This is a genomic window from Micromonospora sp. NPDC047620, assembly GCF_043205005.1.
In the GTDB taxonomy this organism is placed as follows: Bacteria; Actinomycetota; Actinomycetes; order Mycobacteriales; family Micromonosporaceae; genus Micromonospora.
Genome location: NZ_JBIDDG010000042.1, coordinates 30,686 through 45,233, shown reverse-complemented (window position 1 = coordinate 45,233; position 14,548 = coordinate 30,686). Strand labels below are relative to the sequence as shown.

Below are 14,548 nucleotides of genomic sequence, written 5' to 3'. Positions count from 1 at the left end.
CTTCTAATCCCAAGGCCGCAGGTTCGAATCCTGCCGGGCGCACCACCTGCGCAAACGTAGATCGCATCGGTCCGGCGGGGTTGCTACAGCGGTACCGGGACAGAGTATTCTGCCCTAACCGCGCTAGCGCTGTAGCACTCGGGAGGCCCCGCCACATGGACGTGAACGAGCTGCACTTCGCGTCGTACGAGCGATACCACCGCACCAAGCGCACCTCCCCCAACACCGTCAAGAGCTACCTCATCACCCTCCAACAGCTCGCCGAGTTCCGGCCCGGCCTACCCATTGTCGACCTCGACCGTGAGGACCTTGAGGAGTTCCTCATCGCCGCCGCAGCCGTCAACGCCAGCGCCACCGTCCACAAGAAGTTCCGCAACCTGCGCGCCTTCTACCGGTGGTGCGAGGCCGAGGAAATCATCGACAAGTCGCCGATGCGGCGCATCGCCGAACCGAAGGTCACCTCCAAGCCGGTGCCGATCGTGCCCGACGACCAGATCGCCGCCCTACTCAAGGCGTGCTCCGGCCGCGAGTTCGGCGACCGCCGCGACACCGCCATGATCCGCCTCTGGTGCGAGGCCGGCTCGCCCCGCGTATCGGAGATGGTCGGCATCAGCGTCGACGACCTCGACATGCGCCACGACCGGGTGACCCTCCGCGGCAAGGGCGACAAGATCCGCACCATCCCGTTCGGCGCGAAAACCGGCCAGGCCCTGGACCGGTACCTGCGCGTCCGCGCCCGCCACAAGCACGCCAGGCTGGAGTCGCTGTGGCTCGGCCAGCTCGGCGGAGCGCTCACCACCTCCGGCGCCTACCGACTGCTGGAGCGCCGCTGCCGGGAGGCCGGCGTCCCGCGGATCCACCCGCACAAGCTCCGCCACCTGGCCGCGCACCTGTGGGCCGACGCCGGCGGCAGCGAGGGCGACGCGATGGCGCTGTTCGGATGGAGCAGCGCGGAGATGCCGCGCCGCTACGGCCGGTCGGCGCAGGTGGAGCGCGCACATAGAGCGGCCCGCCGGGTTTCCCAGGCGGACCGCTTCTAGGCCACAGTGTGACCGAACTTGCCTATCAGTCTTCCGGGGGCACGACGTACAACCCGCCGCCTGGCAGGCGGTGGCCGTCGTTGACGGCTTGGCGCAGCTGTAGTTCGGCGTCAGCGTCGGCCACACCGATGACGTCGGCCATCTCGCGGCGGACGGCGGCCACGCTGGCGGCGACCTGTCGCATGAGCTGCATCTGCTCGGCCTGCCGGTTCGCCAGGTCGGTGATGCGGTGCGCCAGGTGTTCCTGCCGGTCGTACTGCTCTCGCAGGCGCGCCTCGATGGTCGTGCCGATGCTGCGTAGGACCTGCTGGTTGTGGGTCATCCGGTCGCGTACGAGGACGGTGATGACTGCCGTCCAGGCGACGGCAGAGGCGCCCGACAGCAGCATCATGGTCGTGTGACTGACTGCGGGGGCGTTGCGTACTTCCTCGATTACGGCGAGGACGACGGTGGCCGTCAGGGCGAGCACGGCGACGCACAGGGTGGTGGCAAGCAGGCGGGAGATGCCCGGGGGTCGGTCGGCTGCGGCGCAGTAGAGGCCGGCCCTGGAGGAGGTGGGTAGCCTGAGCTGGCCGGTGCTTCCGTCGATGTCGATGCCGTCTTTTGGGCGATCCCGTGGACGGGACTTGCCCGAGATGGTCGTCATGCCTGCCCTCCCTGAGGGGGTGGGGTGGGTTCGTACGTGTGTACGACTCAAAGCTGATGATTAGCGAAACCCTAACGGGGTTCTTTCCCGCACGAAAGCCCATCACGGGGCTCAATACCCACAGTCGACATTCCCACGCCGTGGCTGTGCGGATGATTCACGCAGTGTTACGGCGACCCCGAGACCTCAGCCTCGCCGACCGGCGGTAGGGCTCAAGGTACTGGTCCAGGAACGCCGCGATCGCCTTCCGCTCCACCTCGGGCAGCGGCGAGCTGTCAGCGAGGAGTCCATCCAGCTCGCGGGCAAGCGGGTGACCGACCACCTTCGGCGGCTCGGGGGCCGCCTCGAGGCCGAGATCCTCGGGCCGAACCCGGCAGGCGAGGACGAGCAGATCACGTAGCGGGGCCTTGATCACGGGCGCCAGCTTCTCCAGGCTCTTCACGCTGGGCTGCTCGGCCCCAGAGAACCACTTGGAGTAGACGCCGGGCTTGATCTGGGTGGCTCGGGCCAGGTCGGCGACGCTCTCGATGCGCGCGTTGGCGTTGGCTGCCATCCGTAGCACGTACGAGCGGAAGGCTGCTCCAGCCTCGGGACCCCACGCTTGGGTGCTCACGTGCACGAACCCTATGGCATTTCGCGCACGAAAGCGAGTCACCCCCCTACCAACTGACCGATAGGCGACTACCTGTCCGTCTACTGCTTCGATCATGCACGTAACCCTATACGGAGATTTCGTGCGCGAAAGTCACCCGAACGGGTGAGTTAGTGGATGTTGCTTTCGAGCGGCCACAGCGCTAGCGTCTGTTTCGTGCTCGAAACACAAGGCCGGCAGACCCCTGACCAGCCGCGCGTTCGACTCCGCCTCGACCAGATCGACCGGATAACCACAGCGCTCGGCCACACCACCGACTCGGACCGCGCCGCGTTCCTCGGCATCAGCCCCGCCGCTCTGTCGAAGATCCGCAACGGCGTCAACGCACCCAGCGAGAAGACCATCGCCGCCATCTGCTCCGCGCTCCCCCGGGTGCCCTTCGAGCGGCTCTTCGTCATCACCACTGATTCGGAGGAGAAGGGATGAACCACGCAACCGCAGGACGCATCGGCGCCCACAAGCGGTGGGGCAAGACCCCCGACCGCAGCGCCGCCACCGAGCCGGCACGCAAGGCCGCCGCCGACAAGTGGCTCCGCGAGATCCAGGTCGAGTTCCCCGATCTCGACCTGGCCACCCAGCAGCAGATGGCCGACAGCCGGCGACGCGAACACATGATCCGCATCGCCCAGCTCCCCCGCCGCCGCAAGGCCGCCTGATCCACCCGGTGCCCGCCCGGGCCCCGGAAACAGACCAGCGCCCCGCATCCCGGCAAGGACATCGCGGAGCGCCGACCGACAAGGAGTATGGCATGGCCATCCAGACCCGACAGTGCTACACGATCACCTGCGACGACTGCGGCAGCAAGCTCGACTGGGACTACGAGCCGCACTTCGACTCGCCCGAGATGGCCCGCGAGCTGGCCAGTGATGCCGGCGAGTTCTGGAGCGACGGCGCCACCGACCTGTGCAGCACCTGCAGGCTCAAGCCCCACAAGTTCGTGCCGGAGATCGCCGGCCGCGACGACGTGGCGTGCGAGCAATGTGGGCTCGACCAGGACGAGCACGAGCCGGTCGCAGCCGCCGAGGTGACCCGGTGAGCCCCGCGGACCGGGAAGCGGTCGACCACATCGCCGCCGACCTCACCCACCTGTCCGACACCGACCTCCAGCGCCTCGCCGCCGACAACGCGTACCTGCCCGGCGAGTGCGCCACGGCCGTCCGCCACGCCATCGACGGCGAGATCGAGTTCCGGCGGGCCTACCGCCACGCCTTCCTGGCGGTGACCCGATGAGCCGCATCAACCGCGACCAGGCCGCCGCCGACCTGCACGCCTACGCCGACGCCATCACGGCCGGAACCGCCAGCATCCCCGCCCTGCGGCACGTCAACGACGGCGGCACCCTGATCCGGGTCGTGCCCCGCGCCATCCACAACGTCCTCTGCGGGTGGCGGGTCGGCACCGCCCAGGACACCACCCCGGTCGTCATCGGCTGCGCCGGCTGCGGCCTGGCCTACCCCGAGGGCGGTGAGCCCCGATGACCGCCCCGCTCGACCTCGCCGGCCTGGCCGACCTGCCCCTGCACGACATCGACCACCACCTCAACGGCCACGAGACCCGCACCTACCAGTCCGACACCCACCGCCGCTGGGCGTACGTCGGACCTGCCGGAGCCGTCTCCGTCACCGCCACCAACCAGTGGGACTACCCGCTGCCCGACGGCGTAGACGTCTGCTCCAACCACCACTGGCTGTTCACCAGCCGCACCACCACCATCCACCGCCCCGACCCGGCCGGCGACCACTGCCCGATCGCCGGCGGCCCGTGCGCGCACAGCAACGGCGGTCCGCTCGTCGAGGCGTTCGCCTACTGGTGGGACGACACCGGCGCGTTCGACGGGGCGGTCAGCGACGACCTGGCCGACACCTACGCCGCCGAGTTCGGGGGTGCGCGATGACCGCCCCGCTCGACCTCGCCAGCCTGGCCGCCTGGGTGTCCCGCCCCGCCCCCACCACCGCCGACTGCGGGCACATCGCCGGCGACCGGTGCACCGACACCTGCCAGCGAACCCGCGACCTGATCGAACTCGCGTTCGCGCCGGTCCTGCACCTGAGGAGCGCCGACTGATGCCGAAGCGGATTCAGCGCAAGCGCACCGCCGGCTGGCGGATGCCCGAGGGAGCCGTCTACGTCGGCCGGCCCACCAAGTTCGGCAACCCATTCGCCTACCGGGGCCAGTGGGGCTCGTCCACTACGGGCCGAAGCACCACGAGCGGTTCGGCCGCGACTGGGACCACGAGGGCCGCATCAGCCGCGCCGGCAACCGCCACGACATGTTCCTCCCCATCGACGGCTCGGATGGTTTGGACCAGGTCGAGACCTACGTCCGGTGGGGGACCCGCGCCGAACTCGTCGAGCTGTACCGCCTCACCCTGGCCGAGCCGACGCTGGGCATGCGGTGGGCGTACCCGAGTCGCGGGGGCCGGTTCGTGAAGGTCACGCCCGACGAGATCCGCACCCATCTGGCTGGCAAGAACCTCGCGTGCTGGTGCCCGCTCGACCAGCCCTGCCACGCCGACGTGCTCCTGGAGATCGCGAACGGCGGGCAGCAGTAATGGCCCGCCTCGCCGTCGCCCTGATCGCGCTCGCCGCCATCATCGCCGCCGCCTACCTCACCGGCCGGCTCACCGAACGCCACCACACCGCCGCCGACTTCCGGCTGCTGCGTTCCGAGCTGGACGCCCTCCACGCCGCCCTCATCGCGATCCCCGCCGACGCGTGGGAGCACCGCCGGGAAGTCGCCGCCGAGCACCTCGCCCGCCGTCGGGCGGCCGTCGACCGGCTCGACACCTACTACCTCGGCCTGCGGGAGGCGTCGTGACGCGCCGCCGCACGTGGGGCCTCGCCGCCCTCACCTCCACCGCCCTCTGGGCCGCCGCCTTCCTGATCTGGAGCCTCTGATGACCGTCAACTGGAACACCTGCGCCTTCGCCGACGAGGGCTGCACCTGCGGACGCCCGTCGCTCGCCATGGTCGAGCAGACCGAGCTGGAGAAGCTCCGCGCCCAGGTCGCCGAGCTGACCGCCGCCCTCACCGAGTCCCGCACGCAGGCCGCCACCTACGCCAACGAGATCGGCGCACTCAAGGCCGAACTGGAGCGGATGCGCGAGCAGGTCTTCGCCCAGAAGCCCGTCATCAACGCCGCCCAGGCGTGGGCCGAGGCGCACGAAGACAACGACGTTGTTCGCCTGATCCGCCGCCCGTCCGCCGCCCCGGCCCTCGTCAACCTCTACGACGCCGTCGAGCAGTACCGGCTGATGGACCTCGCCCTCACGTCCGCCCGCGCCGAGCAGCCGGCGGGGGTGGCCCGATGAGCGCCGACATCCGCAACCAGATCACCGACATCCTCACCCAAGACCTGCCCGCCGAAAAGCGCGCCGACCTCATCCTCGACGCCGTCGCCACCTGGCTCACCGACGCCCGCATGGACTTCCGCCTCGGCCTGGCCCTCTCCGAAGCCGCACCCGGCAAGTTCGGCTACGGCATCTGGGAGGACGCCGAACTGACCGACGCCGCCCGCGCCGTCGTCATCGAAGCCGCCCGGGCACTCCGCCCCACCCCCGTCATCCCGCCCGCCGGAGGCGACCGGTACGCCGCGCTCGCCGCCGTGAACGGCGTCAACACCGGGGAGGCGCTGTGAGCGGCCTCGACTGGCAGGAACGCGGCATCTGCAACCAGACCGACCCCGAGCTGTTCTACGTCGACAAGGGCGGCACGCCGGAACCCGCAAAGGCGGTATGCCGCAACTGCGAAGTCCGCATCGACTGCCTGGAGTACGCCCTCGCCAACAACGAGGCGTACGGCGTATGGGGCGGCACCACCGAGCGCGAGCGCCGCGCCCTGAAGCGGAGGGCCGCATGAGCGCCCTGCCGATGGGCTGCCAGCGGTGCGGCATCGTCCGCCGCCAGCACGACGCCCCCGACCACCGCTGGATCAGCCCCGACATGCGCACCGTCCTCGCCAGGGCCGCCGCGCTGCGAAAGCAGGTGACCGCGTGACCATCATCGAGCTGACCATCACCGAACCCGGCGTCTACGACGGAATGCCCGACGAGACGTACCACCGCGACCCGGTACCCGCCGGCAGCCTGTCGAGCTCCGGCGCCCGCAAGCTCCTGGAAACCTGCCCCGCCCGCTTCGACTACGAGCGCCGCCACCCCGAACCGCCGAAGAAGACGTTCGACATCGGCCACGCCGCCCACAAGCTGGTCCTCGGCGCCGGACCGGACCTCGAGGTGGTGCCCGGCGACCGCTGGGACACCAAGGCCGCCAAAGAGCAGGTCACCGAAATCCGCGACCGGGGCGGCGTGCCGCTCAAGCAGGCCGACCACGACCACGTCACCGCCATGGCCGACGCCATCCGCCAGCACCCCATCGCCAGCGCCCTTTTCAACCCCGCCGCCGGAAAGCCCGAGCAGTCCCTGTTCTGGATCGACGGTGACACCGGCGTCTGGCGCCGCGCCCGCACCGACTGGCTCCCGAGCTCCGGCCGCGGCCGGCTCATCGTCCCCGACTACAAAACCTGCCTGTCCGCCCACCCCGACGCCGTCAGCAAAGCCGTCCACAACCACGGCTACTACCAGCAGGCCGCCTGGTACCTCGACGGCATCGCCGCCGTCGACCTCGGCGAGGACGCCGCGTTCGTCTTCGTCTTCCAGGAGAAGACCCCGCCCTACCTCGTCACGGTCGTCGAGCTCGACGCCGAAGCGCTCATGACGGGCCGGGAGCGCAACCGGCGCGCCCTGCGCATCTACGCCGACTGCACCGCCACCGGCGTGTGGCCCAGCTACGCCGACGCCCACGACATCGCCCTCGTCTCTCTGCCCGCCTGGGCGACCCGCACCGAGGAGTTCACCCGATGAGCGACATCGCCATCCGCAACGACCAGCAGCTCGACCTCGCCGTCAGCTCCGACCAGGCCATCGAGCGCCTCGCCGAATGGGCGCGCGTCGCCGACGCCGCCTACGGCATCGCCACCAAGCTGTGCGGCACCTCGTTCGCCCCGCAGGCGTACCGCGGCAAGGCCGAGGAAGCCACCGCCGCGATCCTCGCCGGCGCCGAACTCGGCTTCGGGCCGATGGCCAGCCTCCGCGCGTTCGATTCGATTCAGGGGACCCCCGCGCCAAAGGCCATCACCCTCCGCGCCGTCGTCCAGTCCCGCGGCCACGACCTCGAGGTCCGCGAGTCCGACACCACCCACTGCGTCGTCGAGGGGCGCCGCAACGGCTCCGACCGGTGGCAGCGGCTGGAGTGGACCATCGAGCGCGCCGAGAAAGCCGGGTACGTCTCCAAGAACCCGAAGTGGAAGACCGACCCGCAGGCCATGCTCGTCGCCCGCGCCACCGCCGAGATGGCCCGCTGGCTCGACTCCGCCGCGATCATGGGCATGCCCTACAGCGCGGAGGAGCTCCACGACGAGCCGGCCGCCGTCCGGCCGAAGCTGACCCGGGTCACCGCTGCCGAGATCCTCGGCACCCCCGTTGAGACGCCGCCCGCCGCCGCCAGCGACCCGACCGATCCGCTCGGCCTGTTCGCCGCTGTGGACGCCCCGCTCACCGCCGCCGAGATCCTCGCCGAGATCGCCGACGCCGGCACCCAGGAACGCCTCGACGAGATCAAGGCCATCTGCCAGCAGAACGGCATCCGCGACCCGCAGGTGCTCGACGCCTGGTCCGCCCGCTCCCACCAGCTCGCCGAGGCGGCCTGAGCCATGACCATCATCATCACCGAAGGACCCACCGCGAAGGTCATCGGCCACACCGGCTACGAGCGACACCGCCGCCGACAGATCGCCTATGGCCGCTGGAACCGGTGGGTCGACCCCACCCCCGTCCGCGAACACATCCTCGCCCTGCGCCGCCGCGGCGTCGGCCGCGACACCCTCGCCCGCAACGCCGGCGTCACCGAACACACCATCCGCCGCATCGTCGGCGGTAAGACCACCAAAGTCCACGTCACGTGCGCGGAGAAGCTCCTCGCCGTCACCGACCCGCAGATGCCGTACGTCGACGCCACCGGCTCCCGGCGCCGACTCCAAGCCCTCGGCACCCTCGGCTGGGACCAGTCCACCCTCGCTACCCGCATCGGGTGGAGCGTCGGCAACCTCAACCTGATCGTCAGCGGCCGACGCAAGAAGGTCACCCCGACCACCGCCGACCTGATCCACCGCCTCTACGAGGAACTGTCGACGGTTGCCGCGCCCGCCGGGTACCCGGCGTCCCGGGCCAAGGTGTCCGCCCGGCGCCACGGCTGGGCGCCGCCGCTGGCCTGGGACGACATCGACGACCCGAACGAGCAGCCCAACCTCGGCGACCCCAGCAGCCGCGACGACGACTACGACGAGACCACCGTCGCGCTCGCCGTCGACGGGCGACTCACCTACACCCAACTCAACGCCCACCGCCCCGACCTGATTGAGGCCATCCGCAGGCTCGCCAAGACCCTCGGCGACCTCGAAATCGCCCACCTGCTCCGCGTGCCCGGCGCCGGAGACGTGATGGAGGGATCCAAGACCCGCGGGCAGGCCACCGTCACCGGCATCCGCAAGCGCGCCGGCATCCCCGCCTTCGCACGGCCGGAAGCCCCCGTCCCGTACCGGCGGGCCCGCGACCGGGCTCGCCGCATCGCCCAGGCCGCCTGATGACGGTCCGCCCTGCCCGGACCCGGCCGGCATCGCGCATCGAGCGCGCGACGGGGCGCCACACCACGACCACCGCAACGACCACCAGGGGGGACCTGATGACCAGCACCACCCCGCTCCAGCAGCGACCGCACACCCTGTACCGCTTCTTCGGCGAAGACGGCGCCCTTCTATACGTCGGAATCACCGCCACGCTGCCTGCCCGACTCGTCAAGCACCGCGACGACAAGCCGTGGTGGAACGAGGTTGCCCGGATCACTGTCACGCACCACGCCGACCGCGAGTCGGTGCTCGCCGCCGAGCTCGACGCCATCAAGGCGGAGTGCCCCCGGTACAACATCCAGCACAACACCGGGTTCTCCGGTTCCGAGATCGGCAGACGGAAGGCCCCGACATGGAGGGGGTGGGGCAACCAGCCGGACGGCGACATCTGGACCTTCCGATCGCGCGCCAGCGGCTACCGGAAGGAAGAACCCCTCCGCCTCTACTGGGAGCTCCACTGCGACCCCATCAGCGACGACTGGCTCCCTGACGAGATCTCCGCCGAGGAACTCTGGCGGCTCTGGATCACCAGGTATCCCCGCGACGAGCAGGCCGAAGCTCAGTTCGGCACGGGCGCCATGCGGATTTGGTGGTTCGTCGACGGACACAGCGTCTTCGAGGGCGCGCCGTTCCAGCACCCCGGTGCCAGCCGCCAGGGAGCCGACGACTTCCTGGCCCACTACACCGTGCCGATCAACGTGAACACCGGCGAGCACATCCAGTGGACCCGACTCCCCGTCGTCGACAAGCTCTGGCAGCCCGGCCGCGCCGACAAGGGCGGATTCATCCAGGAGGCCACCGGGTGGAAGCCCTCTCCGTTGCAGCCGTACGTCGACGTGCGCCAACTGGCTCGCGCCGCCCGACTGGCCCTGCCGGACACCGCCCACCACGCGAGCAAGGCGGCCTGATGACCAAGCTGACGTTCACCGCCGAGGAGGCGTTCGAGTTGGCCTGGACCGCGTACCTGCGAGGCCGCTACGACGCGGACATCAACGAGGTCCGCGGGACGTGGACGGAGATGGCCGAGCCTCGGGCAACGCGTGAACAGCGCGTTGCCCGCCGGATGGCGGAAATGGACACCGCCGCCCGGGCTCGCGCCGAACGGGAGGGCCGGCCGTACCGCATCTACCGCGGAGGACCGGTGGACTGGGAGACCGGCCGCCCGGTCCGCGAGCTGCGGGCGGCGGCGTGACCATGACCGCCGAACCCTTCAACGCGTTCCCATCCGGCGACCCGCACCATGCCGCGTTCGCCGCCGCCGAGGAGGCAGAGAGCATCGTCGGAGCCGCCTACGACTGCGAGCTCTGGCCCGACGGCTGGGAGCAGTACGAGCCGGCTACCGAAGTCGCCGAGAAGGCCCTCGACTCCGGCGCCGCCACCGTGCCACTGGTAAACCTGCCCGACGCGTTCTGGAGCCGCCGGCCCCTCTTCAAGGACATCCGCGAAGCCGCGTGGGCGTCCGTGACCTCTCCCGACGCCGTCCTCGGCTCCGTGCTCGCCCGCGCCGCCGGCATGGTCGACCACCGCATCAAGTTCGACTCCGGCCGCGGCCCCACCGGGTCGCTGAACACCTTCGTCAACCTCATCGCCCCGTCGGGCCAGGGCAAGACGGAGGCGATGCGCACCGCCCACCGGCTCGTTCTGCCACCCCGCCATCTGTCCCGCCTCGACGGCACCCCCGACCCGGATCTCTTCCGCGACGGTATCGGCCTCGGCACCGGCGAAGGCATGGCCGAGGCGTACATGGGCTGGGTGCAGCGGGAGACCGGAGAGCTCGACCGCAAGGGCGAGCCGAAGACGGAGAAGGTCCGCGCCCAGGTCCGCCACAACGCGTTCTTCTACGTCGACGAGGGCCAGACATTGACGAAGATGATGAAGGAGCGACAGGGCGCCACCGTCGGCATGGCCATCCGCACCGCATGGACCGGTGGAGCTCTCGGCCAGGCCAACGCCCGCGAGGAGAACACCCGCTTCCTGCCCGACGGGTCGTACTCCATGGGCCTGCTGATCGGCTACCAGCCGAACGTCGCGCAGGACCTGCTCGCTGACGGCGGGCCGGGCACCCCGCAGCGGTTCCTCTGGCTGTCGGCGATCGACCCGAACATCCCCGACGAGCCGGTGCCGGTGCCCGACCCCATTCGGCTCATCATCGGCGCGGAGCGCATCGGTGAGTCCGCCCCGGTGGTGACGTTCCCCGCGGACCTGCGGGCGCAGCTCCGCCGCGAGCAGATCGCCCGGCAGCGTGGCGAGGTCGTCGTCGACGAACTCGACTCGCACGTTCCGCTGATGCGCTGCAAGCTCGCCGCTCTCCTGGCGCTGCTCGACGAGCGGTTCGCGGTGACGTGGGAGGACTGGGAGCTCGGCGGGCTGATCTGGGCGACGTCGTGCGCAGTCCGGGACCGACTCATCGAGTTCGGCCGACAGGAGGCGGAGCGGAACAAGCAGGCGCTGCTGGAGCGGCGCCGGCAGGAGGCCGTGGCGATCCGCCTGGCGGAGCGTGGCGTCGACTCGACGGTGGAGCGGGTTGCGGCGTGGATCTGCGACAAGGTCCGCGCGAAGGAGCGGATCGCCAAGGGGGCGCTGCGCAAGCTGCTGCCGTCCCGGGACCGCGACTGGTTCGAGCCGGGGCTGTCTCACGCCGAGGCGCTGCGGTGGATCCGCATCGATGAGGACCGCTACCTGACGCCGGGTCCAGCGCGCGTGGACAGGGGGGGTGGACAGGTGGACACGTGTCCACCCCCGGGCGGCGAAAACGGGGGTTCCGGGGATGAGTGACGAATTGACTACGCAGCGTCATAACGGGCCTGACCATATAAAAGAAAGATCAACTTACAAAAAAACCCCTGACTACGTGACGCGCGCGAGGCGAACCCGCGAGGGGGCCGGGGTGGACATGTCCACCTGTCCACCCCCCGGCCCGGATGTCCACCCCTCGGAGCCCGAGCCCATCGGTCCCCTCGCTGAGAAGTTCCTCGACCAGCTCGCAGCGCAACAGGACGACGACGACCTCGCCGCCCGCCAAGCCACCGCCCTCCACCGCCTCGCCCGCCAGAAGCCCGCCATCCGAAGGAGCCAGCCGTGACCACCCCGCCGCACGTCCTCGCCTGGCTCCAACAAGCCGCCACCAACCACACCCCCGGCACCCTCGACGACCCCAACCGCCTCCGCGCCCGCATCCAAGGAGCAGCCGTGAGCCCCGACTACTACACCGAATGCACCTGCGACGTCCGCACCGAGCCCGGCCCCCACCCCCACTGGTGCGCCACCGAGGCGACCAAGCCGCCCCGGCCCGACGACACGATCCGCGACCACATCTACGCCTGGGCCAAAGCGATCGGCCTCGACCAGTGGCTCACCAGCACCGACTACGACGACCTCATCAACCGGCTCACCACCGAGACGCACACCGAATGGACCTGGCGGCACAACGCCTACACCTCAACCGCCAAGGCCACCACCGACCGCGCCGAAGCCGAGCGCGCCATCGCCATCTTGCAGCGCAACAACCCCGGCGGCCCCGTCACCCTCATGCGCCGCACCGTCAGCGGCTGGACCGAGGTGACCCGATGACCCGCCTCACCGTCACCCTCTGCGGCAGCCTCACCCGCGCCGCAACCGACCTCGCACGCATCCACCGCGCCCTCGCCCTCGCCGGCCACCTCGTCCACACCCCCGTACCGCCCCTGCCCGGCGAGACGCCGGCCACCGCCGAGCAGATCCGCAACCTCGCCGACCGGCACTACGCCGCCATCAACGACTCTCAGCTCGTCATCGGCGTCGCCACCGACGGCCGCCCCGGCAGTAGCACCAGCACCGAGATGCGCTACGCCGTCGCCCTGGTCGGCCACACCCGCTGGGTACTCAGCCCGCAGGCCCTCGACGCCCTGCTCGCCGACATCGCCGCCGGCCGCCTCACCGCGACGGAGGTGCCGGCATGAGCACCCCGCTGCTCACCATCACCGCCTACGGCCTCCCCGCCCCTCAAGGCAGCAAACGCCACGTCGGCCGCGGCATCCTCGTCGAGTCCTCCAAGCACCTCAAGCCGTGGCGCGAAGCCGTCAAGACTGCCGCCCTCGACGCCCGCGCCCCCATGTACTGGCAACCGCTCGACGAGCCGCTCGCCGTGCAGATGGTCTTCACCATGCCCAAGCCGGCCAGCGCGCCCAAGCGCCGCCGCACCTGGCCCGCCCGCATGCCCGACCTGTCGAAGCTGATCCGCGCCACCGAAGACGCCCTCACCGACGCCGGCATCTGGCGCGACGACGCCCGAGTCGTCCGCTACCGCGACACCTACAAGGCGTACCCGGGCGAGGAGCCGCTCGCCCTCGAATCACCCGGCGTCGTCATCCGCATCTGGCTGCTGGAACAGCTCACCGCCGAGCCCCGGCCCGCCGTCGTGCCCTGCAGCGCCACCACCCCGCCCGCCCACACCATCCACCAGCCCTGAGGAGGACCGCCATGATCCTCGACCTCTACGCAGGCGCCGGAGGATGGGACGAAGGAGCCCGCACGCTCGGCCTCAACACCATCGGACTCGAAATCTGGCACGACGCGTGCGTCACCGCCGTCCAAGCTGGCCACCCCCGCATCCGCTGCGACATCGCCACCTACCCCACCGCACCGTTCACCGGCCGCGTCACCGGCCTCATCGCCTCCCCGCCCTGCCAGCCCTGGTCCAACGCCGGCAAGCAGCTCGGCAAGCTCGACCAGCCGCGGGTCCACGCCCTCGTCGACCGCATGGCCGCCGGCGACGACCGATGGCAGGACATGGCATGGGAGGACGACCGGTCGCACCACGCCGCCCAACCGACCCGCTGGGTGCGCGACCTGATGCCCGAGTGGGCCGCCTTCGAGCAGGTGCCCGAAGTGCTGCCGCTCTGGGAGCACATCGGGCGGGTTCTCCGCGGCTGGGGCTACAACGTGTGGACCGGGAAGCTGTGCGCCGCGGACTACGGGGTGCCGCAGACCCGCGAACGAGCGGTCCTCATCGCCTCCCGCGTCCGCCGCGTTCACCAGCCCACCCCGACGCACTACGACCCCAGCGCAGGACACGGCCTGTTCGGCACGCCCTGGCTGACGATGGCCGAGGCCGTCGGATGGCACGGCAACGACGTGCTCCAGTCCCGTCGAGACTCCCCGCGGTGGGTCGAGCAGCACGGTGCCCGGGAGAACCGGACCGCGGCCAGTCCCGCCCCGACCATTACCGGCGAGGCGTTCCGCTGGAAGGTCCGCGCCGGGCAGAACAGCCAGATGGGGGACGGAACACAGAAGCGGTACGAGCGGACTACCGACCGGCCAGCGCCAACCGTCATCGGCACGGTTAGCCGCTGGAAGGTCATCGCCGGCGAACACAGCCGCCCAATCGAGCTGAACGAGGCGACCGTCCTCCAGGGCTTCCGCCCCGACTACCCGTGGCACGGACACAAGACGTCCCGCTACCGGCAGCTCGGCAACGCCGTTCCACCCGGCCTCGCCGCCGCGGTCCTCGCCGTCGCCACCGGCCGCACCAACGCCCTGTCCCTCGCCGCCTGAG

General features: G+C 70.6%; 26 protein-coding genes and 1 pseudogene. 25 read left to right on the top strand and 2 right to left on the bottom strand.

Features of this window, described 5'->3' with window-relative positions:
• Positions 1–155 precede the first annotated feature (155 nt).
• Positions 156–1,040: a tyrosine-type recombinase/integrase gene (locus ACGF5C_RS31770; protein WP_393307644.1), complete on the top strand. Its 885-nt coding sequence runs from the start codon at positions 156–158 to the stop codon at positions 1,038–1,040.
• Between the two features lie 25 nt (positions 1,041–1,065).
• Here ACGF5C_RS31770 and ACGF5C_RS31765 read toward each other — a convergent pair whose 3' ends face one another.
• On the bottom strand, positions 1,066–1,686 hold the full coding sequence (locus tag ACGF5C_RS31765; protein ID WP_393307642.1) for a hypothetical protein: 621 nt from the start codon (positions 1,684–1,686) through the stop codon (positions 1,066–1,068).
• 157 nt (positions 1,687–1,843) lie between these two features.
• Positions 1,844–2,299, bottom strand: coding sequence for a helix-turn-helix domain-containing protein (locus tag ACGF5C_RS31760; RefSeq protein ID WP_393307640.1), 456 nt, complete (start codon positions 2,297–2,299; stop codon positions 1,844–1,846).
• Between the two features lie 195 nt (positions 2,300–2,494).
• On the opposite strand from ACGF5C_RS31760, the gene ACGF5C_RS31755 reads away from it, so the two are divergent.
• From ACGF5C_RS31755 to ACGF5C_RS31640, 24 genes and pseudogenes are all read left to right on the top strand, one after another.
• Positions 2,495–2,764 carry a helix-turn-helix domain-containing protein gene (locus tag ACGF5C_RS31755; RefSeq protein ID WP_393307638.1) on the top strand — a complete coding sequence of 90 codons (270 nt, stop codon included), beginning with the start codon at positions 2,495–2,497 and terminating at the stop codon, positions 2,762–2,764.
• Positions 2,761–2,994 carry a hypothetical protein gene (locus ACGF5C_RS31750; RefSeq protein WP_393307636.1) on the top strand — a complete coding sequence of 78 codons (234 nt, stop codon included), beginning with the start codon at positions 2,761–2,763 and terminating at the stop codon, positions 2,992–2,994. Before ACGF5C_RS31755 ends, ACGF5C_RS31750 begins: the two co-directional genes overlap by 4 nt.
• A 92-nt stretch (positions 2,995–3,086) precedes the next feature.
• Complete coding sequence (locus tag ACGF5C_RS31745) at positions 3,087–3,374, top strand: hypothetical protein (RefSeq protein WP_393307634.1); 288 nt, start codon at positions 3,087–3,089, stop codon at positions 3,372–3,374.
• Positions 3,371–3,568: a hypothetical protein gene (locus ACGF5C_RS31740; RefSeq protein ID WP_393307632.1), complete on the top strand. Its 198-nt coding sequence runs from the start codon at positions 3,371–3,373 to the stop codon at positions 3,566–3,568. Before ACGF5C_RS31745 ends, ACGF5C_RS31740 begins: the two co-directional genes overlap by 4 nt.
• Positions 3,565–3,816, top strand: coding sequence for a hypothetical protein (locus tag ACGF5C_RS31735; protein WP_393307630.1), 252 nt, complete (start codon positions 3,565–3,567; stop codon positions 3,814–3,816). The genes ACGF5C_RS31740 and ACGF5C_RS31735 overlap by 4 nt, the downstream gene beginning before the upstream one ends.
• Positions 3,813–4,232, top strand: coding sequence for a hypothetical protein (locus ACGF5C_RS31730; RefSeq protein ID WP_393307628.1), 420 nt, complete (start codon positions 3,813–3,815; stop codon positions 4,230–4,232). Before ACGF5C_RS31735 ends, ACGF5C_RS31730 begins: the two co-directional genes overlap by 4 nt.
• A complete protein-coding gene (locus ACGF5C_RS31725) occupies positions 4,229–4,402 on the top strand; it encodes a hypothetical protein (protein ID WP_393307626.1) in 174 nt (57 codons plus the stop codon). The genes ACGF5C_RS31730 and ACGF5C_RS31725 overlap by 4 nt, the downstream gene beginning before the upstream one ends.
• Positions 4,402–4,470: pseudogene (locus tag ACGF5C_RS31720) on the top strand (hypothetical protein); the annotation flags it as partial. The gene ACGF5C_RS31725 and the pseudogene ACGF5C_RS31720, both read left to right, overlap by 1 nt.
• 41 nt (positions 4,471–4,511) lie before the next feature.
• Entirely contained in the window at positions 4,512–4,889 is a 378-nt protein-coding gene (locus tag ACGF5C_RS31715) for a DUF4326 domain-containing protein (RefSeq protein WP_393307624.1), read from the top strand.
• Complete coding sequence (locus tag ACGF5C_RS31710) at positions 4,889–5,155, top strand: hypothetical protein (protein ID WP_393307623.1); 267 nt, start codon at positions 4,889–4,891, stop codon at positions 5,153–5,155. The genes ACGF5C_RS31715 and ACGF5C_RS31710 overlap by 1 nt, the downstream gene beginning before the upstream one ends.
• Positions 5,156–5,234: 79 nt before the next feature.
• Positions 5,235–5,648, top strand: coding sequence for a hypothetical protein (locus ACGF5C_RS31705; RefSeq protein ID WP_393307621.1), 414 nt, complete (start codon positions 5,235–5,237; stop codon positions 5,646–5,648).
• On the top strand, positions 5,645–5,974 hold the full coding sequence (locus ACGF5C_RS31700) for a hypothetical protein (RefSeq protein WP_393307619.1): 330 nt from the start codon (positions 5,645–5,647) through the stop codon (positions 5,972–5,974). The genes ACGF5C_RS31705 and ACGF5C_RS31700 overlap by 4 nt, the downstream gene beginning before the upstream one ends.
• Positions 5,971–6,195 (top strand): WhiB family transcriptional regulator, encoded by a 225-nt coding sequence (locus tag ACGF5C_RS31695; RefSeq protein WP_393307617.1) that lies wholly within the window; start codon positions 5,971–5,973, stop codon positions 6,193–6,195. The genes ACGF5C_RS31700 and ACGF5C_RS31695 overlap by 4 nt, the downstream gene beginning before the upstream one ends.
• Positions 6,192–6,332, top strand: coding sequence for a hypothetical protein (locus ACGF5C_RS31690; protein WP_393307615.1), 141 nt, complete (start codon positions 6,192–6,194; stop codon positions 6,330–6,332). The genes ACGF5C_RS31695 and ACGF5C_RS31690 overlap by 4 nt, the downstream gene beginning before the upstream one ends.
• A complete protein-coding gene (locus ACGF5C_RS31685) occupies positions 6,329–7,195 on the top strand; it encodes a PD-(D/E)XK nuclease-like domain-containing protein (protein WP_393307613.1) in 867 nt (288 codons plus the stop codon). The genes ACGF5C_RS31690 and ACGF5C_RS31685 overlap by 4 nt, the downstream gene beginning before the upstream one ends.
• Positions 7,192–8,040: a hypothetical protein gene (locus ACGF5C_RS31680; protein WP_393307611.1), complete on the top strand. Its 849-nt coding sequence runs from the start codon at positions 7,192–7,194 to the stop codon at positions 8,038–8,040. Before ACGF5C_RS31685 ends, ACGF5C_RS31680 begins: the two co-directional genes overlap by 4 nt.
• A 3-nt stretch (positions 8,041–8,043) precedes the next feature.
• Entirely contained in the window at positions 8,044–8,973 is a 930-nt protein-coding gene (locus tag ACGF5C_RS31675) for a hypothetical protein (RefSeq protein ID WP_393307609.1), read from the top strand.
• Between the two features lie 98 nt (positions 8,974–9,071).
• Positions 9,072–9,923 carry a hypothetical protein gene (locus ACGF5C_RS31670; protein WP_393307607.1) on the top strand — a complete coding sequence of 284 codons (852 nt, stop codon included), beginning with the start codon at positions 9,072–9,074 and terminating at the stop codon, positions 9,921–9,923.
• Complete coding sequence (locus ACGF5C_RS31665) at positions 9,923–10,207, top strand: hypothetical protein (RefSeq protein WP_393307605.1); 285 nt, start codon at positions 9,923–9,925, stop codon at positions 10,205–10,207. The genes ACGF5C_RS31670 and ACGF5C_RS31665 overlap by 1 nt, the downstream gene beginning before the upstream one ends.
• A gap of 2 nt (positions 10,208–10,209) precedes the next feature.
• Positions 10,210–11,790, top strand: a complete 1,581-nt coding sequence (locus ACGF5C_RS31660; RefSeq protein WP_393307603.1) for a hypothetical protein — start codon at positions 10,210–10,212, stop codon at positions 11,788–11,790.
• A 303-nt stretch (positions 11,791–12,093) separates the two neighbouring features.
• Complete coding sequence (locus ACGF5C_RS31655) at positions 12,094–12,585, top strand: hypothetical protein (RefSeq protein ID WP_393307601.1); 492 nt, start codon at positions 12,094–12,096, stop codon at positions 12,583–12,585.
• A complete protein-coding gene (locus tag ACGF5C_RS31650) occupies positions 12,582–12,953 on the top strand; it encodes a hypothetical protein (protein ID WP_393307599.1) in 372 nt (123 codons plus the stop codon). The genes ACGF5C_RS31655 and ACGF5C_RS31650 overlap by 4 nt, the downstream gene beginning before the upstream one ends.
• Positions 12,950–13,462, top strand: a complete 513-nt coding sequence (locus ACGF5C_RS31645; protein WP_393307597.1) for a RusA family crossover junction endodeoxyribonuclease — start codon at positions 12,950–12,952, stop codon at positions 13,460–13,462. The genes ACGF5C_RS31650 and ACGF5C_RS31645 overlap by 4 nt, the downstream gene beginning before the upstream one ends.
• An 11-nt stretch (positions 13,463–13,473) precedes the next feature.
• A complete protein-coding gene (locus tag ACGF5C_RS31640; protein ID WP_393307595.1) occupies positions 13,474–14,547 on the top strand; it encodes a DNA cytosine methyltransferase in 1,074 nt (357 codons plus the stop codon).
• Position 14,548: the final 1 nt, after the last annotated feature.

Coding starts and splice junctions, on each gene's coding strand:
- ACGF5C_RS31660 (WP_393307603.1), top strand. CDS start 10,210: ATGACCGCCGAACCCTTCAACGCGTTCCCATCCGGCGACCCGCACCAT.
- ACGF5C_RS31770 (WP_393307644.1), top strand. CDS start 156: ATGGACGTGAACGAGCTGCACTTCGCGTCGTACGAGCGATACCACCGC.
- ACGF5C_RS31665 (WP_393307605.1), top strand. CDS start 9,923: ATGACCAAGCTGACGTTCACCGCCGAGGAGGCGTTCGAGTTGGCCTGG.
- ACGF5C_RS31745 (WP_393307634.1), top strand. CDS start 3,087: ATGGCCATCCAGACCCGACAGTGCTACACGATCACCTGCGACGACTGC.
- ACGF5C_RS31645 (WP_393307597.1), top strand. CDS start 12,950: ATGAGCACCCCGCTGCTCACCATCACCGCCTACGGCCTCCCCGCCCCT.
- ACGF5C_RS31750 (WP_393307636.1), top strand. CDS start 2,761: ATGAACCACGCAACCGCAGGACGCATCGGCGCCCACAAGCGGTGGGGC.
- ACGF5C_RS31700 (WP_393307619.1), top strand. CDS start 5,645: ATGAGCGCCGACATCCGCAACCAGATCACCGACATCCTCACCCAAGAC.
- ACGF5C_RS31710 (WP_393307623.1), top strand. CDS start 4,889: ATGGCCCGCCTCGCCGTCGCCCTGATCGCGCTCGCCGCCATCATCGCC.
- ACGF5C_RS31675 (WP_393307609.1), top strand. CDS start 8,044: ATGACCATCATCATCACCGAAGGACCCACCGCGAAGGTCATCGGCCAC.
- ACGF5C_RS31735 (WP_393307630.1), top strand. CDS start 3,565: ATGAGCCGCATCAACCGCGACCAGGCCGCCGCCGACCTGCACGCCTAC.
- ACGF5C_RS31765 (WP_393307642.1), bottom strand. CDS start 1,686: ATGACGACCATCTCGGGCAAGTCCCGTCCACGGGATCGCCCAAAAGAC.
- ACGF5C_RS31670 (WP_393307607.1), top strand. CDS start 9,072: ATGACCAGCACCACCCCGCTCCAGCAGCGACCGCACACCCTGTACCGC.
- ACGF5C_RS31725 (WP_393307626.1), top strand. CDS start 4,229: ATGACCGCCCCGCTCGACCTCGCCAGCCTGGCCGCCTGGGTGTCCCGC.
- ACGF5C_RS31730 (WP_393307628.1), top strand. CDS start 3,813: ATGACCGCCCCGCTCGACCTCGCCGGCCTGGCCGACCTGCCCCTGCAC.
- ACGF5C_RS31690 (WP_393307615.1), top strand. CDS start 6,192: ATGAGCGCCCTGCCGATGGGCTGCCAGCGGTGCGGCATCGTCCGCCGC.
- ACGF5C_RS31650 (WP_393307599.1), top strand. CDS start 12,582: ATGACCCGCCTCACCGTCACCCTCTGCGGCAGCCTCACCCGCGCCGCA.
- ACGF5C_RS31705 (WP_393307621.1), top strand. CDS start 5,235: ATGACCGTCAACTGGAACACCTGCGCCTTCGCCGACGAGGGCTGCACC.
- ACGF5C_RS31640 (WP_393307595.1), top strand. CDS start 13,474: ATGATCCTCGACCTCTACGCAGGCGCCGGAGGATGGGACGAAGGAGCC.
- ACGF5C_RS31680 (WP_393307611.1), top strand. CDS start 7,192: ATGAGCGACATCGCCATCCGCAACGACCAGCAGCTCGACCTCGCCGTC.